Source organism: Nocardia sp. NPDC003999 (assembly GCF_053604885.1).
Genome location: NZ_JBSGIB010000005.1, coordinates 211,351 through 233,397 on the forward strand (window position 1 = coordinate 211,351; position 22,047 = coordinate 233,397).

The 22,047-nt window shown below is 69.3% G+C and carries 24 protein-coding genes; 9 read left to right on the forward strand and 15 right to left on the reverse strand.

The genetic code is table 11. The features are described 5' to 3' along the window. Position 1: 1 nt before the first annotated feature. Positions 2 to 871, reverse strand: a complete 870-nt coding sequence (locus ACWESM_RS13910; RefSeq protein ID WP_364435636.1) for an alpha/beta fold hydrolase — start codon at positions 869 to 871, stop codon at positions 2 to 4. Positions 872 to 935: 64 nt separating this feature from the next. On the opposite strand from ACWESM_RS13910, the gene ACWESM_RS13915 reads away from it, so the two are divergent. Continuing rightward, the gene (locus tag ACWESM_RS13915) at positions 936 to 1,544 is read left to right on the forward strand and encodes a TetR/AcrR family transcriptional regulator (protein ID WP_452491992.1); all 609 of its coding nucleotides are present in this window, start codon (positions 936 to 938) and stop codon (positions 1,542 to 1,544) included. On the opposite strand, the gene ACWESM_RS13920 is transcribed toward ACWESM_RS13915, so the two are convergent. The 4 genes from ACWESM_RS13920 to ACWESM_RS13935 all read right to left on the reverse strand — a co-directional run bounded on the left by ACWESM_RS13920 (position 1,545) and on the right by ACWESM_RS13935 (position 4,754). Continuing rightward, a complete protein-coding gene (locus ACWESM_RS13920; protein ID WP_355076545.1) occupies positions 1,545 to 2,606 on the reverse strand; it encodes an NAD-dependent epimerase/dehydratase family protein in 1,062 nt (353 codons plus the stop codon). 240 nt (positions 2,607 to 2,846) lie between these two features. Beyond that, a complete protein-coding gene (locus ACWESM_RS13925; protein ID WP_452491994.1) occupies positions 2,847 to 3,089 on the reverse strand; it encodes a hypothetical protein in 243 nt (80 codons plus the stop codon). 42 nt (positions 3,090 to 3,131) lie between these two features. Next, positions 3,132 to 3,458 carry a plasmid stabilization protein gene (locus tag ACWESM_RS13930; RefSeq protein WP_355076542.1) on the reverse strand — a complete coding sequence of 109 codons (327 nt, stop codon included), beginning with the start codon at positions 3,456 to 3,458 and terminating at the stop codon, positions 3,132 to 3,134. 135 nt (positions 3,459 to 3,593) lie between these two features. Then, entirely contained in the window at positions 3,594 to 4,754 is a 1,161-nt protein-coding gene (locus tag ACWESM_RS13935) for a lipase family protein (protein WP_355076540.1), read from the reverse strand. Positions 4,755 to 5,237: 483 nt separating this feature from the next. On the opposite strand from ACWESM_RS13935, the gene ACWESM_RS13940 reads away from it, so the two are divergent. After that, positions 5,238 to 5,642, forward strand: coding sequence for a hypothetical protein (locus ACWESM_RS13940; protein WP_355076538.1), 405 nt, complete (start codon positions 5,238 to 5,240; stop codon positions 5,640 to 5,642). A 30-nt stretch (positions 5,643 to 5,672) separates the two neighbouring features. Here ACWESM_RS13940 and ACWESM_RS13945 read toward each other — a convergent pair whose 3' ends face one another. Then, the gene (locus ACWESM_RS13945; RefSeq protein WP_364435626.1) at positions 5,673 to 6,704 is read right to left on the reverse strand and encodes a DUF2293 domain-containing protein; all 1,032 of its coding nucleotides are present in this window, start codon (positions 6,702 to 6,704) and stop codon (positions 5,673 to 5,675) included. Between the two features lie 176 nt (positions 6,705 to 6,880). Between ACWESM_RS13945 and ACWESM_RS13950 the strand changes: the two genes are divergently transcribed. Beyond that, the gene (locus ACWESM_RS13950; RefSeq protein WP_355076534.1) at positions 6,881 to 7,348 is read left to right on the forward strand and encodes a PaaI family thioesterase; all 468 of its coding nucleotides are present in this window, start codon (positions 6,881 to 6,883) and stop codon (positions 7,346 to 7,348) included. Positions 7,349 to 7,409: 61 nt separating this feature from the next. On the opposite strand, the gene ACWESM_RS13955 is transcribed toward ACWESM_RS13950, so the two are convergent. Genes ACWESM_RS13955 through ACWESM_RS13980 form a run of 6 tightly spaced genes read right to left on the reverse strand, consistent with a single transcriptional unit; the run spans position 7,410 to position 12,418 of the window. Continuing rightward, positions 7,410 to 8,252, reverse strand: coding sequence for an acyl-ACP desaturase (locus ACWESM_RS13955; RefSeq protein WP_452491996.1), 843 nt, complete (start codon positions 8,250 to 8,252; stop codon positions 7,410 to 7,412). Positions 8,253 to 8,268: 16 nt separating this feature from the next. Further along, a complete protein-coding gene (locus ACWESM_RS13960) occupies positions 8,269 to 9,117 on the reverse strand; it encodes an SAM-dependent methyltransferase (protein ID WP_355076530.1) in 849 nt (282 codons plus the stop codon). Continuing rightward, the gene (locus tag ACWESM_RS13965; RefSeq protein WP_355076528.1) at positions 9,114 to 9,380 is read right to left on the reverse strand and encodes an acyl carrier protein; all 267 of its coding nucleotides are present in this window, start codon (positions 9,378 to 9,380) and stop codon (positions 9,114 to 9,116) included. The genes ACWESM_RS13960 and ACWESM_RS13965 overlap by 4 nt, the downstream gene beginning before the upstream one ends. Further along, entirely contained in the window at positions 9,377 to 9,943 is a 567-nt protein-coding gene (locus tag ACWESM_RS13970) for a PaaI family thioesterase (RefSeq protein WP_452491999.1), read from the reverse strand. The genes ACWESM_RS13965 and ACWESM_RS13970 overlap by 4 nt, the downstream gene beginning before the upstream one ends. Positions 9,944 to 9,947: 4 nt before the next feature. Next, the gene (locus tag ACWESM_RS13975) at positions 9,948 to 10,736 is read right to left on the reverse strand and encodes a ferritin-like domain-containing protein (RefSeq protein ID WP_452492001.1); all 789 of its coding nucleotides are present in this window, start codon (positions 10,734 to 10,736) and stop codon (positions 9,948 to 9,950) included. Between the two features lie 23 nt (positions 10,737 to 10,759). Beyond that, complete coding sequence (locus ACWESM_RS13980; RefSeq protein WP_452492003.1) at positions 10,760 to 12,418, reverse strand: fatty acyl-AMP ligase; 1,659 nt, start codon at positions 12,416 to 12,418, stop codon at positions 10,760 to 10,762. A gap of 270 nt (positions 12,419 to 12,688) precedes the next feature. On the opposite strand from ACWESM_RS13980, the gene ACWESM_RS13985 reads away from it, so the two are divergent. The 4 genes from ACWESM_RS13985 (at position 12,689) to ACWESM_RS14000 (ending at position 17,876) form a co-directional block, all read left to right on the forward strand. Next, positions 12,689 to 13,927 carry a cytochrome P450 gene (locus tag ACWESM_RS13985; protein ID WP_452492004.1) on the forward strand — a complete coding sequence of 413 codons (1,239 nt, stop codon included), beginning with the start codon at positions 12,689 to 12,691 and terminating at the stop codon, positions 13,925 to 13,927. Next, positions 13,924 to 15,147: a cytochrome P450 gene (locus tag ACWESM_RS13990; protein WP_452492006.1), complete on the forward strand. Its 1,224-nt coding sequence runs from the start codon at positions 13,924 to 13,926 to the stop codon at positions 15,145 to 15,147. Before ACWESM_RS13985 ends, ACWESM_RS13990 begins: the two co-directional genes overlap by 4 nt. Next, entirely contained in the window at positions 15,144 to 16,544 is a 1,401-nt protein-coding gene (locus ACWESM_RS13995) for an NAD(P)/FAD-dependent oxidoreductase (protein WP_452492008.1), read from the forward strand. The genes ACWESM_RS13990 and ACWESM_RS13995 overlap by 4 nt, the downstream gene beginning before the upstream one ends. A gap of 63 nt (positions 16,545 to 16,607) precedes the next feature. After that, positions 16,608 to 17,876, forward strand: a complete 1,269-nt coding sequence (locus ACWESM_RS14000) for a cytochrome P450 (RefSeq protein WP_452492010.1) — start codon at positions 16,608 to 16,610, stop codon at positions 17,874 to 17,876. Positions 17,877 to 17,918: 42 nt separating this feature from the next. On the opposite strand, the gene ACWESM_RS14005 is transcribed toward ACWESM_RS14000, so the two are convergent. Beyond that, on the reverse strand, positions 17,919 to 18,440 hold the full coding sequence (locus ACWESM_RS14005) for an OmpA family protein (RefSeq protein WP_355076512.1): 522 nt from the start codon (positions 18,438 to 18,440) through the stop codon (positions 17,919 to 17,921). Between the two features lie 380 nt (positions 18,441 to 18,820). On the opposite strand from ACWESM_RS14005, the gene ACWESM_RS14010 reads away from it, so the two are divergent. Beyond that, positions 18,821 to 19,675, forward strand: a complete 855-nt coding sequence (locus ACWESM_RS14010; protein ID WP_452492185.1) for a hypothetical protein — start codon at positions 18,821 to 18,823, stop codon at positions 19,673 to 19,675. Between the two features lie 57 nt (positions 19,676 to 19,732). Here the strand turns inward: ACWESM_RS14010 and ACWESM_RS14015 are convergent, their stop codons facing one another. Both ACWESM_RS14015 and ACWESM_RS14020 read right to left on the reverse strand, forming a co-directional pair. Next, positions 19,733 to 20,131, reverse strand: coding sequence for an NUDIX hydrolase (locus ACWESM_RS14015; protein ID WP_364435586.1), 399 nt, complete (start codon positions 20,129 to 20,131; stop codon positions 19,733 to 19,735). A gap of 62 nt (positions 20,132 to 20,193) precedes the next feature. After that, a complete protein-coding gene (locus ACWESM_RS14020; RefSeq protein ID WP_364435583.1) occupies positions 20,194 to 20,790 on the reverse strand; it encodes a TetR/AcrR family transcriptional regulator in 597 nt (198 codons plus the stop codon). Positions 20,791 to 21,020: 230 nt separating this feature from the next. Here ACWESM_RS14020 and ACWESM_RS14025 point away from each other — a divergent pair, with 230 nt between their 5' ends. Then, positions 21,021 to 22,013: an NAD-dependent epimerase/dehydratase family protein gene (locus ACWESM_RS14025; protein ID WP_412806318.1), complete on the forward strand. Its 993-nt coding sequence runs from the start codon at positions 21,021 to 21,023 to the stop codon at positions 22,011 to 22,013. Positions 22,014 to 22,047: the final 34 nt, after the last annotated feature.

Here is a 22,047-nt window from a genome sequence, read left to right on the forward strand (position 1 = left end):
GCTAGCGCGGCGAGCGCTTGTCGCGCCCCGGTGCGGTGTGGTTGTCGAGCAGGAACGCCGACATCGCCTCGGCTACGGCGGCGGGCTGGTCGAGCATGGACAGTACGTACGCGTCATCGATTTCGACCAGCCGGGCCGCGGGAATGAGTTCCGCGAGCCGGGGGCCGTGCTCGCGCGGCATCACCTTGCCCGCCGAAGACCACAGGATCAGGGCGTCTCCACGGAAGTCGCGCAGCGCTTCGGTATGGGCGATCAATTCTCGTTTCGGGAACGCCGACTTGGTGTAGGCGAGCAGGTCCCGCCGGATCCGTGCGTCGCGCAGCCCCGGCTCGGTCCAGCCGCGCACCAGCGCATCGGGCAATGGGCGCCGCGCCATCCAGCCGAACAGCAACGGCGAGCGGCGCAGCCACCGAACGCGCAACTGCCGCAGCGCCAGCGAGATGCCGCCCGGGAGGTGAGTGGCGACGGTGGCCATCTTGCCCGGCAGGCCGGGCGGGAAGTTGTCGAACGCCTCGCACGGCAGCACGATCAGCCTGCCGACGCGTTCGTCCAACCCGTAGGCGGTGAGGAACAGCGCACCGCCCCAATCGCTGTGTACGAGCGTGACCTCGCGCAGGTCGAGTGCGGCGAGGAAGTCGGCGATCAGGTGGTTCAGGCCGCGCAAACTCAGGTCGACGCCGGGGCGCAGCGGCAGGGGATGGGCGCCGAGCGGCAGGTCCGGCAATAGGTACCGGAAGCCTTCGGGGAGGGCGTCGATCACCTGGTCCCAGACCGTGTGGTTCATCAGGAGGCCGTGCAGCAGGACGACCGGAGGTCCCTCGCCGCGCTCGACGTAGTGCACCCGTCCCGCGGGCAGTTCGATCACAGGCATGTCCGACTCCATTCGAGCGATCACTCTAGAGTGTTTGCTCTAGTCTGGAAGGGTGACCGAGAAAATGTCAACCAGCACCCGGGAGCGCCTCGTCACCGCCATGGCCGAGTTGATGCGCACGCAGGGCTATGCGGGTACCAGCGTCAAGCAACTCACCGTCGCCGCTCAGGCTCCGATGGGGTCGCTCTATCACCACTTTCCCGAGGGCAAACCGCAGATCGCCGCCGCGGCGCTGCGCACGTCCGGGGCCGCGTACATCCAGTTGCTGCCGCTGCTGCTCGACGCACACGACGACTTGCGCGAAGCGATACCCGCCGCCTTCGCGGCGGCCGCCGAACAGATCGAGCAGACCGGCTGGATCAACATGTGCCCAGTCGGCACCGTCGCGGGTGAGATCGCCGACAGCGAACCCGCGCTGCGCGACGTCGCCGCCGAAGTCATCGTCTCCTGGATCGATGAGGGCACCGACTACTTCGTCCGCCGCGGCCTGTCCACGGCGGACGCTCGCGATCTCATCCTCGCCGTTCTCACGAGCCTCGAGGGCGCTTTCGTCCTCAGCCGCACGCTGCGCTCGACGGAACCATTGCACGCGGCCGGCCGGTCCACGAGTGCCCGTATCGAACAGGTACTGGCCGGGGCGCGCGGTCAGCGCGCCGCGCACTCGGCCGAGTGACTAGCCGACGCCGATTTCGCGGCCACCGACTCCCGAGGTGAACTCCTTCCAGCGCCATGGCCCGCCCGCGTCGCTGGCCAGCGGCGGGGTGTCTTCCCCCGCGCCCGCCCGCAACCCGGAGATCAGGTGCCGGAGTGCGTCGACGGCGGTGAACCGAGGAGTCCAGCCCAGCTCCGCCCGCGCGCGGCCGGTGTCCATGATCGGCAGGTGCATCACCCCGTCCAACAGGTCCGGCGTAGCGGGCAGTGTCCGCGCGTGCCAGCCCATCGCGAGTGCGGCGCGGATCACCGAGGGCGGAACGGACACCACCCGGGCATCGAAGACCGCGGCCAGCCAGGAGCGATCGATCACCGGCTCCGCGGCCAGGTTGAACGGGCCACGGGCATCGGTCGCGATCGCGAGCGCGTACGCGCGTCCGACGTCGGCGCTGTGCACCGCCTGGAACCGCAGTCCGCGCGGAATCGGCAGGATCGGCGGGAGGCCCGGCCGCATCAGGCGGTTCGGCAACAGCGGACCGGCGAACAGACGCCGTTGCTGACTGGCGGTGTGCCTGCGGAAGATGAACGCCGGACGCATGCGAACCACGCGGCGATCCGGATTCTCGGCCTCGAACCGATCGAGCAGCCTTTCGACGTAAGCCTTCTCCCGCATATAAGCGGCGGGTGGCCAGCCGTCGGTCGGCCAGCTCTCCGGCACCGGCTCGTCGCTCTGGCACGGGGAGTAGGCGCCGACGGAGGAGGCGTAGACCAACGCGGGGACCTGCGCCGCGGCGACGGCGCGCAGCACGCGTTCCGTGCCGCCGACATTGGCGCGCCACGTGACCATGGGCTGATGGGTGGGCTGGAACAGCCATGCCAGATGCACGACCACGTCGGCTCCGTGGAAATGGGACTCCAGGTCGTCGGTTCGCACATCCGCGCGCACCCACTCCACACCCGGGCGAGGGATGCCCGGCACGCGCCGCGCGATCCCCACGATCGAACTGACTCCCGCTTCGGCCGACAGTGTCTCCAGCACGCTCGTTCCGACGTTTCCGGTGGCACCGACCACGACGACGCGCATATCTGCTCCTTGGCTCGGTGACGAGGTTCGAGAGCGACTTACCCAGGATGTCGGCGACGACACCGCGGTAGACCGGTGAATCGGATTCTTCCCGGCCGGGCCCGGCGACCGCCGGGTGCGGTAGCCCGAAGGCGCGGCCAGGACCGCGTCACGACGGGCCGGTGCGCATCCGGACGACCTGCGAACCAGCGGCGGACGGGAACCCACTCGGGCTCCCGTCCGCCGCTCGTCTGCTAAACGTCACATATTCGATTGGGCGAGACGGTTGGCAAGCAGTTCCTTACCCATCCGGCCGCCCTTGCGGCTGTCGGCCTGCGCCTTGCGGAAGAACTCCACCAGCTCGGTGTCTCCGGCGCGTTCCGCGTCCTGGATGAACGTGTCCAGACGCAGTGCGTTCTCGAGGGACGCCTCGACGAACCAGATCAGGTTGTAGTCCTTGTCCCTGGTGCCGGTGATGGTGCCCGTTTCCTGCTGCTCGGTCATCTCCACTCCTTTCGCTTCTTCGTCGCCGAGCCGCGCGTCGCGTCAGTCCCGTCCGAGCGCGTGCGCCAGCTCCTTCTTCGTCATCTTCGAGCGGCCTTCGACATTGCGCTTCTTGGCCTCGTTGTACAGCTGGTCACGGGTCGGCCCTTGGGCGCCGCTGTGCGAACGCTGACCACCGCGCTGCTGCGGGGACTTGTCGTCGGTCGACGTCTTGCTCGCGGTCTTGGATTGTCCGGACTGGGCACGGTTCTTGTTGACCGTGCGAGCTGCGATCTCCTTCGCGCGCCCGGTGCTCGCGCCCCGGGATTTCGCCGAGTCCGCGATGTGCTCGTACTGGCGTTCCTGCTTGTCGGTCCAAGCCTTCGGCATGTCATCACCTCCTGTATCTGCGGTCTACCCCGGGAATCTCCGCGCAATCCGGATCGGGTCCGAATCGTCCGCCGGGCCCGGCCATCCGAAGCTTCCGAGAGCGCGACCGCTACTCCGGGAGGTGGTGAGCTGACGTCAGCAGGTGCTGGGCGCGGGCTCGCCGCGAACCCGGCCTTGGAGCCACGGCAGCACCGAGGGGGCGCCGAGGACCGCTGCGGTCAGATGCTCCACGTCGGCCACGCGCAGTGTCTGCACGGGCACCCCGGCCGAGCACCAATGGCGATTGGTGTTGTCGATGGCATCGATCGGAATCAGCCCATCGCTAGGTGAATGCCATTCGAAAATGGGGATTTCCGGGGCGCTCGGGTAGAGCTCCACACTGTTCTCCTCGACCACCGACCATGCGGCCGGAGTGTCGAAGACCGACGTGGAGGTCACATAGTCGCGCGCGCTGCCGTTCACGCCCGCGGCGAGGATGTCGTTGGTGCAGCTGTTGGCCATCTGGTCGCGAAGCGCCAGACCGCGCTCGTTGAGTGATTGGCTGGTCGGCACACGGTCCGGGTACTCCCGTTCCAGGCCGATCGCCGTCGCCATGGCCAGGCCGAACGCCGGATGCGGTTCGAAACCCAACGCTTTGGCCATCGTCACCAGGTTCATCGGGGCACCGCCGATGGCCGCGCCCGCGAGCCGCAGGTCGGGCGCGTAGGTCGGTTGCAGCTCGGCCGCCCATGCCGTGGCGAGACCGCCGCCGGAGTAACCGGCCAGCGCGGTCGGACTGCTCTGCAAGCCGAGTTCGGGTAGCTGTTTGGCCGCGCGGATACCGTCCAACGTGATCTGGCCGCCCAAACGCCCGGCGCCGAGCGCGAACTGCGGACCGAGATGGTCCGGCAGCGCTACCGTCCAGCCCTGCGCCAGCATGACGTTCAACATCGGCGTCGTCAGCGACAGGTTCGGATCGTTGTGGTAGAGCAGGTGCGACACCGCGCAGTGCGTGCCGAGCGAGTTGATGAAGTGCTGGTACGACAGCAGCGGCATGCCGGGCCGCTGGCCGAGGGGGGTGAGGATCGTTGTCGTCGCCGAGATCGGCGCGCCCCGCGAATTCGTGGACCGGAACTCGACCAACCGGACGGTGGCGCCGGGGAACAGCGGAAGCGGTGGCAAGACGCGCGCGTCGAGTATGTCACCGGGACGGTGCGCCGCCAGATCGGCGGGCGCGGCGTAGAACGGGTCCGGATCGGGCTGCGGATAGAGCGGGTCCGCGGTTGCCGCCGTCCCGAGCAGAAGAGTGACTGCCATTCCGCAGCACGCGCCGATGGCACGGGCGGAACCGATGCGTTTACTGCCGAGCAAACGAAGAAACGGACGAGTCACGACCTTGACCTCCAGGGGTAGTTCGCCGCATTCGCCGAACAGTGGCGGGCATAAGAGTGCATCGTCGGCAAACTATCAGCAACCTGAAGTGGTGAGTTCGTGAATGCGCGAAAAATCCACTGGCCTCGAAGATAACTGGCGATTTTGGGGCGCTTCATTGTGGGTATCGTGATGCATAGCAACTGAACAGCCACTACTGGGAGAATCCCAGGGTCCGAAGCGGAGACCGCACATCCGCGCTGGGCATCCGATCCGCCGTCGGCCATGGCCGCGAACGTCCGGCGGTGTCCGTTCGTTTGTCACTTCGCGACCGAACGCATCCCGACGAGGGGTTGCGATGCGGGGCGAGCACGGCTTGGCTGGATCACATACACAGCGACGAGGTGCAGGGCGCAGGAAGGAGCGGTCATGGCCAAGACAGCAACCGAGAAGGTCCGCGAGTCCGGTTCCGAATCACCGGAGAAGGCACGTTCCGCGCCGCCCACCGAGACCGAAGCGCCGACCGGCTCCGACACCGCGACCGCAGAGCGCGGCGGGGTGCGTGTCCCGGTTCCGACGCTCGGGATGCGGATGGCGCGAGTTCCGCTGCCGCCCGGGCCGCGCAGCGTGGCGACCGGTGTTTCCTCGGCGACCACGGCGGTGCTCAATCGAGTACCGGACCGGGAGTCGTTGCTCTATTTCGGCGGGCTCGGGGCGGCGGCGGTCACCGGACTGGTCTCGTGGCCGGTCGCCGGAGCGATCGGCGTCGGCGTCTGGGTGGCCGAGCATGCCCGTCGTTCGCCGGTGCCTGCGGGAGACGGGGCCGAAAAATGACCTGACCACGCGATGCCACCTAGCGCCGCCTCAACCGCGCCAGCTTTCGAGGACGCGGTCGACGGTGGGTCGGATACGAGCCCTGGCCTCCGAGCGGGGGATACCTGTCATGAGGAGATGGTCGTAGTCGGTGTCGCGGTGGCGGATGGAAGCTATCACGGCGAGGGTGAGCGCTTCGGCGGACAGGAGTTTGGCGGCGGCGGTGCGGCCTACGCGGCCGCTGCCGCGGGCGGCGGCGTGTTCGGCGATCTCGGTGGCGCGGTCGGCGGGGCAGCGGGGGAACAGCCGCCGGATCTCGTCGGACATTCGGGCGCGGTATTCGACGTCCTCGGCGGCGCGGCGCACACGGTCGCGGTCGCGGCGGCGGGAACGGGCCTCTTCGTCGGCCAGGCATTGCTGTTCGGCGCGGGTGAGGGCGGCTTCCTCGACGAGGATGCCCAGCCGTTCGTAGCGTTTGCGCCGCCGGTTGAAGCGGACGACCACGGCGGCGAGGGTGCTCTCCTTCTTGGCGCGCCGGCTCAACGCCGCGTTCCCGGCCGGCAGGAACTCCAGATGATCCAGGTCCGAACAGGTGAGGCACAGCGGCCCGGCCGCGGAGGTGATCAGATACGAGCCGCTCTCGGCGCATTCCGCGCACGTCCAAGGTTCGGCGGCCTCGACCACCGTCAGATCCGGGGCCCGGTTCTGGCGCTGGACGACCTGCTCGCGCCGCGCCGGGCTGAGTTCCGCCGAGAGCCAGTGCACCCGGAACACCGTGTCGTCGCCGTCGTCGACGAACCGCAACGCCTCGCGGTCGCGGCCGCTCGACAGATACGCCGCTGTGCTCGCGTTCAGCCCGTGCTCGCGGGCCCACTCGCCCAGCAGATCCGCCGCTTCGAGCATTCGTCGCCCGTCCACCGCCGTGACCTGCTCCAGCGACGGCGCCTGCCCCTGTCGCCAGCGATCGACCTGGCCGGACCGCACCCACCCCAGAACGGCGAACACATCGACCGCCGACACGTATTTGCGTTGGGCCAGCGCCGCTTCCGCAGCCTCGACCACCCGTCGCCGCAGCTTGGACACGAGTTCGAACCCTAGCGCACGCCGCGATGGGCGCAGGACGGTGCCGATGCGGCGGATTCGCTGCGAAAAAGTGTCCTATCACCCGATCGAATGTCGGTATGCAAGCGGATGCCGTCGGGTGGCGTTCATCGGGCACTGGTCGAATAGCGGGGCAACGTTCGCAGGGAGGAAGAGCCATGACCAGCATCGACACTCACGCCAACGGAACCGTCGCGTCCCGTGTCACCGAACTGACCACGGTTTTCGAGCGGGGACTTCGCGAAAACCTAGGCGTCGGCGCATCTCTGGGCATTCGACTGGAAACCGCGGGCGACGGCTACACCCGGTACTACCTCGACCCGAACCCGGCCACGATCAACGCGATGTTCACCGTGCACGGCGGTGTGCTGGCCACGTTGATGGACACGGCGATGGGCAGCGCCGTCTTCACCGAACTCGGTGACGGCGTGGCCTACACGACATTGGAGTTGAAGGTGAACTTCATCCGGTCGGTGACGCTGGACGGTTCCCGGCTGACCTGCGAGGCCAACGCCGTGCACGTCGGGCGGCGCACCGCGACGGCGGAGGGCCGGATCACCGACGCGAACGGCAAGCTGATCGCGCACGGTTCGACCACGATCCTGGTCTTGCAGCCCGAACACTGAGCACAGCGGACGGCCCGGCTCCCGGAACACGATCGGGAGCCGGGCCGTCCGGTGTCGAAACTCAGGCCAGTGATCGGCATTCGTCGATGAAGCGCACCAATTCGTCGAGGCGGTCGCTGCGGGCGTCCACCGCGCGGTCGATCACCTTCACCAGGTGCTCGTAGGCCTCGGTGTGGTCGTAGGAGGCCACGTCGGCGATCTTCAGCGCCCACCGCCAGTAGCCGCGCATGGTGTCGGCCAAGGGCATGCGGAAGGTGGCGATCACCTCCCGGATCGGCTCCGCGGCGGCGTCGCCGTGCACCCGCAGGTAGCGGCCGACCACGTCGGCCATGAAACTGAAATGCCGCGCCTCGTCGCGCGACAGCCGCGCCAGCACCGCCCCGAGCACCGGATCGTTCACCACCTCGCGCAGGTGCTGGTAGTACATCTGCGTCGCCTTCTCCTGCACCAGCGCGTAGGCGAAGAACTGCACCGGATGCCGGTAGGGCAGGTCGAACGGTTTCTGCCCCTCGATCGCCAGCTCGGCGCGCAGGGCGCCGCGCTCGGCCATCCCGGACGCCACCTGGTAGCGGCTCAGCGCGCGTGCGTGGGTGTCCTCCTCCAGCGCCCAGCGGACCGTGAAGTGGTAGAGCTCGCGGTTGTGCGCGAACGCGTCCCGGTCGACGGTGTCGTCCACCGGGAAATAGCGGTGGTAGACGTCGAAGTAGCCGGGCAGATGGTCCTCGATGAGGGTGACGAACTGGACCGCGGACCGCTGGCCTGCGGTGAGGCGGCCCGCGTCGGCGCGGGACCAGTCGAAGGCGGTCTCCACGTCCCAGGCGCGCGTGGCGGGCGAGGCCGCGAGGAAACCGTCGACGGCCGCGACCACTTCGTCGACGGGAATCAGCGCCGATTCGATGTTCATCTGTCGCTCCTGCGGCTCAGCGGGCGTTACGGCAGGTCAGCGCGTAATGCTTGGTGGTGTAACCCCATCCGGCGTTCGCGATCTCCAGGTAGTGCCGCAGCTTCGCGGCCAAGCCGGGCCCGTGCGCGTCGATGCGTTCGGCGGCGGCGTCGACGTTCGCGATCCAGTCGTCGATGGTGCGGCGGTAGTGCTCGGTGAGGTCGTCCACCGCGATGACGGACAAACCCGCGTCCTCGGCGGCGGTGACCAGGTCGGAGAGCGGACGCAGATCGCCCCACCCGAAGATGTCCGCGCGCACGAACTCGGTTCCGGCCTTGGCGTCGAACGCCGTGCGCGCGGACGCGTTGCGGAAGCAGCTCTCCGACACGTACAGCGTGCCGCCGCGCCGCAGCACCCCGCGGGCTCGGCGGAAGACCGCGCCGAGATCGGGCATGTGCACGATCGAGCCGAGCAGCGTCACGGCGTCGAAACCGCGCGGCGGCAGTTCCATCCGCTCGAAGTGGCCGACCCGGGTGTGCACCCGATCCGCGAGACCGCGGGCGCGGGCCTGCTCGGCGATGTACTCGTGCTGGCGTGGCGCCGGGCTGACACCCGTTGTCTCGCAGCCGAATTCCGCCGCCATGAACAGGATCAGCGAGCCCCAGCCGCAGCCCACATCGAGGAGGCGTTCGCCGCCGGTCAGCCCGAGCCGGTCGGCCACGAACCGCAGTTTGCGCCGCTGCGCCTGCTCGAGGGTGTCGGACTCGGATTCGTAGAGCGCCGAGCTGTATTTGCGCAGCGGGTCGAGGAATTGGCCGAAGATGTCGGGGTCCAGGTCGTAGTGCTGGTTGGTGTCGGCGGTGACCGGCTGGTCGGTGACGGTCACGCCGCCGCCTCGCGCAGCGCCTTGCCGACCACGGTGACGACGTCGTTCAACGAGGACAGGCCGAACACGTCCTGGTCCTCGAGTTCGATGTCGTAGGTGCGCTCGATCTTGGCGACCATGCGCAGCACGCGCACCGAGTCGACGCCGGCAATGCCGCGCAGGTCCAGGTCGGGGCGCAGCTCGGTCTCGGGGATGCCGGTCTCGGCGGTAGCAATGCCGGTGACCGTGCGCAGGATGTCGTCGGCGGTGTGGGTGGTGGTCATGACTCGACTCCGTTCGGGGCGAGGGCGGTGCCGGTGGACAGGGCGTGGGAGAGCGCGGCGACCTCGTCGTCGCCGAGGGTGAGCTGATGGCGCACGTCGTCGAGCGCGAACGGCTGGTAGGCCGCGGTGGAGCCGGCGCACACGAGGCCGTCGGCGTCGCGGATCTCCGCGGACGCCCGGATCGGGCGGTCTCCTTCGTCGCCGGGCAGCGTTGCGACACAGTGGTATTCGCGTCCGACGAGCAGCGGGGTGAGGAACCGGGTGCGCTGGGTGACGGTGAACGCCGGGTGGTGGCGCGCCAGGACGATGAGATTGCCCATCACCTCGTCGCAGATCACGCCGATCAACCCGCCGTGCACGACGCCCGGGTAGGACTCGAACTCGCGCCCGAGCCGGAACCGGGCCTGCAACCCGTCCGGATGCGGGGTGAACCGCAGGCGAAGGCCGGTCGTGTTGTGCGGCGAGCAGCCGAAGCAGCGGTAGTCCGGGATCACCGACCAGGGCACCCGGACGGTGTCCACTCCGCCGTGGCCGGTGTCGTCGAAAGCGCTGTCGCGGTCCATGGCGCTAGGCGATCGCGTCGGCCAGGGCCCGGCGAACCTTGGCGTTGCTGGACAGGTCGAGTCCGGTCATGCCTGCGAAGGTGCGCCGGACCTTGTCGTGCAGGACATCCAGCTCACCTTCGGCGGCGACCTGCTCGAGGAACAGGTCGAAGCCGGTGTCGATGGTCTCGTGGTCGCCGAGTTCGCTGATCCCGGCCTTGAACGTGCTGACCGGGTGCTTGATCTTGGCCTCGGAGCTGTACACGTAGAGGGTCTCGAGCACCGACGGCAGCTCCTCGGGCCGCCGCCGCAGCCGCACGGTGGCGTAGTGGATGAACTCGCGCGCGTGGCCCGCCTCATCGCGACTGGCGTTGAGCAGCAATCCCTTCAGCACGGGCTCCTCCACCCAGTTCGCCACCGCCCGGTAGATGTGGTTGACGGTGAGCTCGGAGATGATGTTGGTGGCCAGGGTCGCCGACGGAGTGGTGCCCGGCGCGTACGGCTCGCGCATCGAGTCGACGGCCTTGTCGTCCACGCGCTCGCCGAGCGCGTTCAGCCAGGAGCGGAACGCGTAGTGGTGCTGCACTTCCTGGTAGCCCCACACCACCGCGAACGTGGAGAAGTCGTAGTCGTCGACGAACTCGTTCAGGAATCCGTGCACCGCGGCGATGACGTTGGACTCGCCCATCGTCGCGCTCTTGGCCAGGGTGATGTACTCGGGACGGACCAGGGTCGCGTCGACGGCGTCGAGATCGAGGTCGGCCAGCTTCCAATGCAGGCGCTCGTAGTGGCGGAAGACGTCATAGCTGTGCACGAAAGGCTCCGGTTCGGTCGGGATTACCTGCGGTGGGTGATGAGATCGCGGGCGGCGAGCCGCTGGAGCTTGCCGCTGCTGGTACGGGGAATGCTGCGCGGCGCGACCAGGTGGACCTGGACCGCGGCCAGGCCGAGTTCGGCGGAGACCCGGGCGCGGATCGCCTCGGTCAGCGCGTCGGCGTCGGCTCCGGTGCGCTCGGATTCGGCGATCAGCGCGATCACGTCCGCTCCGTCCGGGTCGATCGCCGCCGTGCACCGGCCCTTGTACACGCCGTCGAGGTCGCGTACCGCCGCCTCGACGTCCTGGGCGTAGTAGTTCACGCCGCGCACCGTGATCATGTCCTTGCACCGGCCGGTGACGAAAAGCTCGCCGTCCCTCAGGTAGCCGAGGTCGCCGGTGCGTAGCCAGCCGTCGGCGAACAGGCCGGACACGCGCGCGGGGTCGGCGGTGAGATATCCGCCGGTGACCGCGTCGCCCTGGATGAGGATCTCGCCCACCTTGCCGTCGGGCAGGTCACGGTCCCGGTCGGGGTCGACCACCCGCACCCGCATACGCGGTACCGGCGAGCCCACTCCGGCCACCGGCCGAGCACCCGAGGCGTCCGGTGGAACACGCTGTGCGATCGCGTCATCCGACAGTGCGGCGCGATCCACCCACTCGAAGACGGGCGCGCGGCCCAGCGGCGGGAAGGTGACCGCGAGGGTCGCTTCGGCCATGCCGTAGACGCCGAACATCGTCGCCGGTCGGAATCCGGCGGGGGCGAAGCGTTCGCAGAACGCGACGACGACATCTCGGGAGATCGGTTCCGATCCGTTGAACGCGATCCGCCAGCGGCTCAAGTCGTAGTCGCGCACCCGCTCGGCGGGCACGGCGGCCAGCAGCGCCTCGTAGCCGAAATTGGGCATCGCGGTGATGGTGGTTCCGCTGGCGGCGAAGTCGGCGAGCCAGCGGGCCGGGTCCTTGACGAACGACAGCGGGGACCACACGTGGGCGGGGATGCCGCGCAGAATCGCCGAGAGCGTGCCGAACAGACCCATGTCGTGGAACAGCGGAAGCCAGAACCCGCCCTGATCGTCCAGGCTCAGATCGATGCCGGTGCGGATCGATGCCAGGCCGCTGAGGACGTTGTGGTGGGTCAGGCGAACGCCTTTGGGTGTCGCGGTGCTGCCGGAGGTGAACTGGATGACGGCCGGATCGTCGCTCGACAGCTCGGGAAGGGCGTCGGCCGTCGCAGTGTCATCCGCGAGAAGCGCTGCGGTGTCGATCAATTCGACATCCAGCGGGTCGCCGAGCAGTGCCGCCAAGTCGGCGAAGCGATGCGACACCAAAATTGTGCGCATGCCCGCCGCCGCGACGATGGCGGCGAGCTTCTGCGGGTAGCCGCTCGCCGCGCGGGCGCCTGCGGGCAGCGGAAGGGGAGTCGCGGCGCCGCCCGCCGCCGTCACACCGAACAGGCAGGTGAGGAACTCGGGAGCATTCGGACTAAGGATGCCCACCGGTTCGCCGCGCCGCACCTCGCGCCGCAGCAGCGCCGCCGCCGCGACCAGCGACCGCCGGTGCAGCTCGGCGTAGTCCACCGTTTCCGGCAGCGACCAGAACGTGGCGGCCACCGCGGGATGGGCGGCGGCGATCTCGGCGAGGCGACCGTGCAGGGTCCCGGCCGAATCCGCGGAATTCATGTCCGCCACGGAAACAGCGAATTGTGACGGCGCATTGAACTCGTTGTGAATTGACGTCGGCGATAAACAAGGCCGATCATCCGATCGCACTGCGCGATAAAGTATTTCGGCTATGGCTCGATAGGAATGGGTAATCGCCGCCACACCGCGCCGGTGCCGCGCACCACGATGGACGAGAAATTCTCTCCCGCGTCCCGGAATTGTCCGCAGCGATCCGGCGGATGCTATGGCCTTTTCCGTGCCGCGTCCATTTCTACCCAGGAGTCGCCGGTGAATTCCGACCAATCCGCGGTCGAGGAATCGACCCCGGTTCAGCTGGCGGTCGTCGAGAGCGTCGCCGCGCACATGCGGCACAACCCGTACGGCAGTTACGACGTGCTGCGCGCGGCGGCCCCGTTCGTGCCGGGCCCGCACGACACCCACCTGGTGGGCCGCCACCACGAGGCGCAGGCGATCATGCAGGACCCGCGCTGGAGCCATGCCGAGGAACCGGAACTGCTGCACGGTGACAGCGAGGTCGAACTGCCCGGCTCCTTCCTCTGGATGGAACCGCCGGAGCACACCCGCCTGCGCGGACTGGTGAGCAAGGCGTTCACCGCGCGCACCGTCAGCGGTATGCGCGAGCGCGCGGAGCGTTTGGTCGAGGACCTGATGGCGAAGATGCTCGCCGAGCGCGACGTCGACCTGCTCGAGGCGCTGGCCTATCCGCTGCCGCTGACCATGGTGTGCGAACTGCTCGGCGTGCCGCCCGAGGCGCACGAGCACGTGCGGGAGATCTCGGCGGGCATCGCGCGCGGCCTCGACCCCGACGTGCTGCTGTCGAAACCGGAGCTGGACGCGCGCACCGCCGCCGTGCACGCCTTTCTCGAATTCTTCGGCGACCTGGTCGAGCAGCGCCGCCGCACTCCGCGCGCCGACTTGATCACCGCGCTGGTGCAGGCCGACGACGCGGGCGCGCGCCTGACGCGCACCGAATTGCTCGGCACGCTGCTGATCCTCGTCGTCGCCGGGCACGAGACCACGGTCAACCTGATCGGCAACGGCGTGCTGGCGCTCATCCGCAATCCGGAGCAGTTCGAGCGGTTGCGCGGCTTCCCCGAGCTGTCCGAGCCCGCGGTGGACGAGGTGTTGCGCTACGACGCCCCGGTGCATCTGACCACACGCACCGCGCACGACGAGATCACCGTCTCGGGAAGGACTTTCGCGCCGGGCGATGCGGTGATCGTGCTGCTGGCGTCGGCCAACCGCGATCCGGCGGCGTTCCCGCGGGCCGACGAGTTCGACATCGCGCGGTATGCGCGCGGTCGAAAGGCCGAGCGGCACTTGTCCTTCGGGCTCGGCCTGCACTACTGCCTCGGCGCGCCGCTGGCGCGGCTGGAGATGAGCGTGGTGCTACGGGCGATCGCCGACCGGGTCGCGTCCATGTCCCTGCTCGAGGAACCGCTGTACCGGCCGAACGTGGTCGTGCGCGGCATGTCGCAACTGCGTGTCCGGATGGAGGCCCGATGAACGCCGTTACGCCCGCCGAAGTCACCTTCGACGCCTTCGATCCGAGCGAGCGCGCCGACCCGTATCCGGCCTACCGGCGGGTGCGGGACGCGGCGGCGCTCTTCCCGTTCGCGTTCGGCGATGTGCCGGTCACGCTGGTCACCCGTTACGAGGAGTGCGCCGCGATTCTGACCGGCGCGGACTGGGGGCACGGCTACGCGGCGGGCATCAGTCCGTTCCGGGACACCACGGCGGCGATTCCCGGTTCCTTCGTCCGGATGGATCCGCCCGAGCACGGCCGCTACCGCAAGCTCGTCGCGAAGGCGTTCACCCCGCGGCTGATGGCCGAGATGGCCCCGGTCGCCGGGCAGGTCGTGCGGGAGATCGTGGACGCGGCGCTCGTCCGCGGCGAACTCGACGTCCTCGACGGCCTGGCGGTGCCGCTGGCGGTGGCGATGGTGCCGGTCCGGTTGCTCGGCGCCGACCCGGCCGACGCCGCGAAGTTCCGGGAGTGGCAGCTGGCCATCGCGCGCGGCAGCGACCCCGATTCGCTGCTCGGGCCGCAGGATGTGGCGGCCCGCACCGCCGCGGCCGTGGAGTGCATGGGCTACTCCGCCCGGCTGGTCCAGCGCAAGAAGGAGAATCCGACGCCGGACCTGCTGAGCGCGCTGGTTGCCGCGAGTGCGGACAGCGACCAGCTCACCGAGCCGGAGGTGATCGGCATCGCCCTGCTCACCCTGGTGGCGGGGATGGAGACCTCGATCAACCTCATCGGCAACGGCATGCTCGCGCTGCTGCGCAGCCCGGACCAACTCGCCCTGCTGCGCGACCAGCCCGACCTCATCGCGCCCGCGCTGGACGAGATGCTCCGCTACGACGCGCCCACCCAGTTCACCATTCGCGTAGCGCTGGCCGACACGGTGGTCGGCGGACACCGGTTCCGCAGGGGCGACGGAGTCGTGGTGCTCACGGCGTCGGCCAGCCGGGACGACCGGGTCTATCCGGACGCCGACCGCTTCGATGTCACCCGCTACGCCGGAAACCATCCCGCGCGCAAGCATCTCGGCTTCAGTCTCGGCATCCACTACTGCGTGGGCGCGCCGCTGGCGCGGATCGAGGCCGAAGCCGCGGTCGGCGCGCTGCTCGCGCGGGCTCCGAAACTGGCGCCCGCGACCGACGCGATCGAGTACCGGCCGAGCTTGATCCACCGCGGCATCGTGTCGCTGCCGGTGACGTTGTGAACGGGGCACGGCACGCCGTCGTGCTCGGCGCTGGCGTCGCCGGGCTGCTGGCGGCGCGGGTTCTGGCCGACCACTTCGCGCGGGTCACGGTGTTCGAGCGCGACGGCTTCGACGTCGAGGGCATGCGCAAAGGCGTTCCGCAGGCACGGCACCTGCACGGCCTGCTGGATGGCGGCCGCACCGTCATCGAGGAACTGCTGCCCGGATTCACCGACGAGATGACCGCGCGCGGCGCGACCCGCGCCGAGGCCCTGGTCGCGACCAGGTGGTACGTGGGCGGGCTGCGGGCCGCGCCGGCCGCCACCGGGCTCACCTCGCTGATCGCGACCCGGCCTCTGCTGGAATCGCTATTGCGGGAACGGATATCGCGGCTTTCTCAGGTGCGGCTCGTGGCGGGAACCGCGCGCGGCCTGATCGGTGACCGGCACGGCGTGCGCGCCGTGTCGGTGTCGGGTGATTCCGGCGTCGAGACGCATGCCACCGACCTCGTGGTCGACGCGACCGGACGCGGCACGCGAGCGCCGGTGTGGCTCACCGCGCTCGGCGCCGAGCCGCCCGCAGAGCAGCGGCTGGAGGTGGATCTGGGCTACTCCTCGCGGTTCTACCGCCGCCTCGAAGGCCAGCTCGACGGGCACGCCTCGGTGATCATCTCGACCGGGGCCAACGGCCGCGGCGGCGGCGCGGTGCGGGTGGAAGACGACCGCTGGCACGTCACGCTGGCCGGGATACTCGGTGACCACCCGCCCACCGACCCCGACGGCTTCACCCGGTTCGCCGCCTCCCTCGCCGCGCCGGACATCCTCGATCTGATCACCCGCTCCGAACCGGTCGGCGACGCGGTGCCGCACCGCTTCCGCGCTCCGGTGCGCAGGGCCTACCGGCGCCGTGCCGCGGTGCCCCATGGCTTCCTACTGCTCGGCGACGCGCTGTGCAGCTTCAACCCGCTCTACGCCCAGGGCATGGCGGTCGCCGCCCAGCAGGCCGCGGCACTGCGCGCGTGCCTGCGCTCCGGCGGACCCACGCCCGATCTCCCCGCGAGGTTCTACGCGGCGGCGGACAAGGCGCTCGACGTCGCCTGGCAACTGTCGGCCGGCGCGGATCTGGCGCATCCGGGGGTGGTGGGGCCGCGCACGGTGCGCACGCGGCTCACCAACGCCTATGTGGCCCGCGTGCATCGCGCAGCCCACGTCGACCCGCATGTGTCCAGGACCTTTCTGCGAGTGGCGAACCTGGTCGAACCGCCGACGGCACTGCTGCACCCCGCGATGGCGGGACGAGTACTGCTGCGCGGCGGCACCCGCGCGGCCGCACCGAACATCCGTCCCACCGGTCCCGGACCCCTTCGCGCATCGGGTCCGTCGCCGGACACGCGGCCGTCCATCCCTTCCGATCGCTGACCCATTTCGACTACCGGCAGCATCGACCGGCGTCGGTGCTCCGCACAGGAGGAACCACTCGACATGGACTCGTCAACCGCTGGTACGGCTGTCGCGGAACAGGATTCCGCCGTCCAGACCGCCCTGATCCAGCTCTTCGGCCCCGAAGGCAGACCGGATCCCTACCGCCCGGCCCGGGTGCTGCGCGAGGCGGGCCGCCTGCACCGGACCCCCGTGGGCCACTACGTGCTCACCCGCTACGAGGACTGCGCCGCCGTCCTGTCGACCACCGCGTGGAGCCACGCGGAGGAGGCGGCGATGATGCATCCGACGGTGTCGCCGGAGGACGCGCCCGAGGAGTTGCCCACCTCGTTCCTGTGGATGGAGCCGCCGGACCACACCCGGTTGCGCAACCTCGTGACCAAGGGCTTCACCCCGCGCATGGTGACCAGGCTGCGTCCGCGAATCCAGGAACTCACCGAGCAACTGGTCGACAAGGCCGTGGAGGCAGGCGAATTCGACCTCGTCGAGATGATCGCCTACCCGCTGCCGCTGATCATCGCGTGCGAGCTGATCGGGGTGCCGCCGGAGGCCTACGACCAGGTCCACCAGTGGTCGCAGGATTTGGCGCGTGGCTTCGACCACGATCACACGCTGCCGGAGGAGGCGCTGAAGGCCCGCAGCGCGGCCTCGCGCGGATTCATGGGCTACTTCCGCGAGTTGCTGAACCAGCGCCGCCGCGACCCGAAGGACGACCTGCTCAGCGCGCTGTCCCAGGTCGAGGATCGCGGGGACGTGCTCACCGAACAGGAGCTGCTCGCCACCTGCATCACCACGTTCGTGGCCGGGCACGAGACCACGGCCAACCTGATCGGCGCCGGTTCGTTGCAGCTGATGCGCAACCCAGAGGCGATCGATACGCTGCGCAAGCGACCGGAACTGGTCGCCTCGGCGCCCGACGAACTCTTGCGCCTGGAACCGTCGGTCCAGATCACGACGCGTGCCGCGACCCGCCCGATCACGCTGGCCGGGCACGACTTCGAGCCGGGCGAAGGCGTGGTGGTGCTGATCAATTCGGCCAATCGCGACGACGCGGCCTACGCCGACGCCGATCGCATCGACGTCGCCCGGTACGCGGACCCGATGAACCCGGCCAAGAAGCATCTCGGCTTCAGCCTGGGGATCCACTACTGCCTCGGCGCGCCACTGGCGCTGCTGGAGATGGAAGTGCTGCTGGAGGTGCTGTTGCGGAAGGTTCGCGACATCGAGGTGCTGTCGGACACGCCGCCGTACAAGCCGAATGTCGTGATACGCGGGTTGGCGGCGCTGCCGACTCGTTTCACCGCCGTGTGAGTCCGGCGCCATCGGGCCGGACCCGGCCCGATGGCAACACGGTCAGCTGCCGACCACCTCGATCTTCGCTTCGTCGACCTTGATGTTCTGGTCGGTCGGGTTGCCCTGGGGTTTCACGGTGATGCGCGACTTCTCGACGCCCGCGGACTCGAGTTCTGCCGCGATGTTGTCGCCCCTGGCCTTGGCGACGGATTTGGCGGTGGCGGGGTTCTCGTCCTCGGCGTAGGTCGTGATCTCCACCTTGGCGTCGTTGCCTTTCAACGGGACCGCCACCACTTTGATGGTGGCGACGTCCGTCCCGCTGAGGTCGGAGCTGCCGCTGTCGAAGGTGATCGGCGCGGCGGCCAGCGCCGCGTTGATCGCGTCCTGGATCACCTGCTGCGCGGTGTTCAGGCCCGAACGCACTGCCGAGGACGCGGTCGCGGCCAGGCTGCTGCGCAGGGGGTGGGTCTGCTCGGTCGTCGTCGCCGAAGAATTCGAGCCGTCGTCGGACCCGCACGCCGCGGTCACGAGCAGCGCGACGGCCACAGCGGCGATTCCACTGACGCTTTTCTTGGAAATCATCTGCCTACTCCTGTTTCGGTGGAGAAATCCCGTATGCGCCATTCGGTGCGATGCGTGGAATTGCCCGGGAACAGGCCCGCACGCATACGTCTGTCCGATGCTGTCGGTGCACTCGATCCTTGCACAGGCACGCGGCCACGGAGTGCCGTTTCGCGGGTCGCCGCATTTCCCGGTCACGAGCGGCGCAATTGTTGCCGGAATGTGCGCGAGTCGCCATGAGCACGGCGTAGCGTCGATTCGGCGAAATGCGGAAGTTCTCCTGGCCGGGCGACGACCGGTTCGGGAGGGACGTCGAGACGGAGCGGACCAGTCGCGCGAATCCGCCCTTCGCGGCCGGATGAGCAGAGGAAGTGAATCGCGGTGCGGTGGTGAAGTTGTCCGTGGCATTGGCCCGGGAAGTCTCGCTGGCACGGAGCCGGGCAGCGACCGGATGGCTGCGCGGAACGCCCCAGGGCCGCACCGTGCGCCGGGTGATCGATGGCTTGGCGGAGGTCCAGATCGTCGATCGGTCGATGGTGCTCGCCGCGCAGATCTTCACCTCGGTGCTGCCGGTGATCATCGCCGCGTCCGTCTTCAGCGGGTGGCATGCGGCGGCGGAGACGATCAACGACCAGTTCGGGTTCGATTCCGGCTCGCTGGGCGCCGAAACCGGCGCTAGTTCGGACGATCCGACGCTGGCGGCGTTCGGCGTGGTCGGACTGCTCATGGTCGTGCTCGGCGGGACCTCGTTCGCGCGCGCGCTCGCTCGCGTCTACGCGGCGGTATGGAAGGTGCCGACCCTTGGCCCCCGCGATGCGTGGCGCTGGCTCGCCGCGCTGCTCGCCGTCGCGATCGCGGTGGCGCTGGTGGGGCAGACCAGGGAGCTCACGCGAATCCGGTACGCGGGTGGACCGCTCGCCCTGGCTGGTGAGCTGGTCGTCTGGGCTTGCGTCTGGACGGTCGCGCCTTTCCTGCTCACGAAGGGAGCGCTGACCGGGCGGCCGTTGTGGGTGTCCGGAGTGCTCACTGCGGCCGGTCTGACCGCGATGCACGCGGTGGGGCGGGTGGTGCTGCCGCGAACCACGGCGAACGCCGAAGCGCACTTCGGTCCGCTCGGCCTGGCCTTCACCACGGTCAGTTGGCTTTTCGTCCTGTCGATGGTGATCGTGGGCGCGGCGGCGGTCGTCAAGGCGCTCGCTCTGGACGAGACCGCTGTCGGTCGTTTTCTGCGCGGTCCGCAGCAGAACGGCGCGTGATGCGGCAGGGAGCTCGCTCTTCTCGAAAACCTCTGTGTATCAGGCCTTCTCGGTGAGCTACCAGTCGACCTCGCCGAGTTCGTGCAGCCTGCGGAAGACCAGCATCGAGCCGGGCGCGACGTGGTCCATGGCGGCGTACTCGCGCACGGTGAAGTAGCGCAGCTCGGCGATCTCGCTGGTGGGTCGCGGCTCCCCGTCGAGTTCCGCGGTGAAACACGTCATGTGCAGCTGGGTGCCAGGGGAGTGCCCGTACGCCTCGGCCCGGAACACGCCGAGTTCGTCGTAGGCGACGACGCCGACGCCGAGTTCTTCGCGCACCTCGCGGTGCAATGCCGCCTCGGGCGTCTCGCCCGGGTCGATCTTGCCGCCGGCCATGTAGAAGACGTCCTTGCCGGCCGAGCGAGCCTGCAGCAGGCGGCGATCCCGGACATGGGCCAGCGCGGCGGTGCGAATCACCGGCCCACTGTACTGAGCGGACCGAACGCGACGTCAACCGGATTTCCGGCGGTTCGGGCCGCTCAGTGCTCGAGCACGGCGCGGTGCAGGAGCTCGCCGATGCGCCGGTGGATCAGCGCGGTGTCGTCACCGTCGGCGACGAACTCCAGGAACAGCGCCGCACCGGCCGCCAGCGCGATGACGGCCCTGGCATCCAGTTCGGATCGCGCACGCGATTCGGTGTCGCCCGCGGCGAACAGCGCGGCCGCGGGGGTGCTGAATCCGGCCCACAGCCGGTCGCGCAATTGCCGATCGCGATCGAGCGCGGTCAGCAGGCCGGGCACGGCCGCGCGAACATCGTCCCGCGCGAACAGTTCCCGGCTGCCGCGCAGCACCCACTCGATCCATCCCTTCCGATCGGTTCCCTCGAACGGGCCCAGATCCGGCGTCTCACCGAGGACGGCGTGCAGCACCAGTTCGGCCTTCGATTGCCAGCGGCGACCGATGGACGCCCGGCCGACCCCCGCGCGTGCCGCCACCGCCCGCACGCTCAACTCGTCCCAACCCACCTCGACCAGCATCTCCCGCACGGTCGCCAGCACGCGCTGCTCGACCGACTCGTCCCGGGGCCGGCCCGCGCTCCGGGTCGCCGACTGCGGGTCCTGCGCCGTTTCGCCCATGCCGCTCCCTGACCTCCATTACGATGCCGCTGGCATCGAATTTGTACCGATACTTCCGATGTGCGGCCATTGTCGCGTGCGCCGTGGGCGCGGCGGCGGTGGACCGGACGGCGGAACCCGTGGTGACGAAGGAATGAGATGGGCGGACCGAAAGACATACCGGCTGATACCGGCTCGGCGGCCCGAGCGGCGAGCGCGTGTACGACCGGAAGTGACGAGGGGTAGCCGGTATGCGAATCGCGGTCACCGGCGGCACCGGCTATCTCGGTGCGCACACCGTTTCCGCACTATTGCGGGACGGGCATCAGGTCGTTCTGCTGGTCCATCCGAGTGAGTCCCTCGCCGCGGTGGTCGGCATGTTCGACGCCAGGCCGGACATGCTCTCCGTGCTGCCCGGTGACATCAGGGACCCGCAGACCGTGGAGAAGTTGCTCGTCGGATGCGACGCCGTTCTGCACGCGGCAGGCGTGGTCGGCACCGACAACCGGCGCGAGCAGTTGATGTGGGAAGTCAACGCGGACGCCACTGCGATGGTGCTCGCCCGAGCGACGGCGCTCGGGCTGGACCCGATCGTGCACGTGGCCAGCTACAGCGCACTGTTTCCCAGCCCCGATCCGGTCATCACGCCGGACAGCCCCACCGCGCCGGGTCGCAGCGCCTACGGCCGTACCAAGTCGGCCGCCGATCGGATCGCGCGGGCGTTGCAGGCCACCGGCGCTCCGGTGGTGATCACCTATCCGTCCAGCGTCGTCGGCCCCGGTCTCGGGGCGCAGGCCGGGATCACCTCCGACGGTTGGGGCGCCATCCTGCGAGCCCGCGTCGCTCCGCGAATCCGGGGCGGGATGCAGATGATCGACGTCCGGGACGTAGCCGCCGTGCACGCCGCCGTCATGCGCCCCGGTCTCGGACCGAGGCGCTATCTGTGCGGCGGTCACCTGGTGGCCTTCGACGAGATCGTCGATATTTTGGAAAGCGCAGCCGGGCAACGGATCCGCCGGATACCGGTGCCGAAGGCCGCCCTGCTGGGAATCGGACGGCTCACCGACGCCGCCGCCCGATTCCTCCCGATCAGCGCGGGCCTCAGCTACGAGGCGGCGTGGTTGCTGACCACCGCCACGCCGACCGACGACTCCCGCACGCTGGCCGATCTCGACCTGCGCTGGCGGCCCATCCGGGACGCCATCATCGAATCCGTGCGCCGCGAAACCGATTCCCACACCTGATGCGGCACGGGCCGGTCGGACCAGTTCCCGGCGG

Bases quoted from the DNA above. Each gene is read 5' to 3' on its own strand.
- ACWESM_RS13910 (WP_364435636.1), bottom strand. From the start codon at position 871: ATGCCTGTGATCGAACTGCCCGCGGGACGGGTGCACTACGTCGAGCGC.
- ACWESM_RS13915 (WP_452491992.1), top strand. From the start codon at position 936: ATGTCAACCAGCACCCGGGAGCGCCTCGTCACCGCCATGGCCGAGTTG.
- ACWESM_RS13920 (WP_355076545.1), bottom strand. From the start codon at position 2,606: ATGCGCGTCGTCGTGGTCGGTGCCACCGGAAACGTCGGAACGAGCGTG.
- ACWESM_RS13925 (WP_452491994.1), bottom strand. From the start codon at position 3,089: ATGACCGAGCAGCAGGAAACGGGCACCATCACCGGCACCAGGGACAAG.
- ACWESM_RS13930 (WP_355076542.1), bottom strand. From the start codon at position 3,458: ATGCCGAAGGCTTGGACCGACAAGCAGGAACGCCAGTACGAGCACATC.
- ACWESM_RS13935 (WP_355076540.1), bottom strand. From the start codon at position 4,754: ATGGCAGTCACTCTTCTGCTCGGGACGGCGGCAACCGCGGACCCGCTC.
- ACWESM_RS13940 (WP_355076538.1), top strand. From the start codon at position 5,238: ATGGCCAAGACAGCAACCGAGAAGGTCCGCGAGTCCGGTTCCGAATCA.
- ACWESM_RS13950 (WP_355076534.1), top strand. From the start codon at position 6,881: ATGACCAGCATCGACACTCACGCCAACGGAACCGTCGCGTCCCGTGTC.
- ACWESM_RS13955 (WP_452491996.1), bottom strand. From the start codon at position 8,252: ATGAACATCGAATCGGCGCTGATTCCCGTCGACGAAGTGGTCGCGGCC.
- ACWESM_RS13965 (WP_355076528.1), bottom strand. From the start codon at position 9,380: ATGACCACCACCCACACCGCCGACGACATCCTGCGCACGGTCACCGGC.
- ACWESM_RS13970 (WP_452491999.1), bottom strand. From the start codon at position 9,943: ATGGACCGCGACAGCGCTTTCGACGACACCGGCCACGGCGGAGTGGAC.
- ACWESM_RS13980 (WP_452492003.1), bottom strand. From the start codon at position 12,418: ATGAATTCCGCGGATTCGGCCGGGACCCTGCACGGTCGCCTCGCCGAG.
- ACWESM_RS13990 (WP_452492006.1), top strand. From the start codon at position 13,924: ATGAACGCCGTTACGCCCGCCGAAGTCACCTTCGACGCCTTCGATCCG.
- ACWESM_RS14000 (WP_452492010.1), top strand. From the start codon at position 16,608: ATGGACTCGTCAACCGCTGGTACGGCTGTCGCGGAACAGGATTCCGCC.
- ACWESM_RS14005 (WP_355076512.1), bottom strand. From the start codon at position 18,440: ATGATTTCCAAGAAAAGCGTCAGTGGAATCGCCGCTGTGGCCGTCGCG.
- ACWESM_RS14020 (WP_364435583.1), bottom strand. From the start codon at position 20,790: ATGGGCGAAACGGCGCAGGACCCGCAGTCGGCGACCCGGAGCGCGGGC.
- ACWESM_RS14025 (WP_412806318.1), top strand. From the start codon at position 21,021: ATGCGAATCGCGGTCACCGGCGGCACCGGCTATCTCGGTGCGCACACC.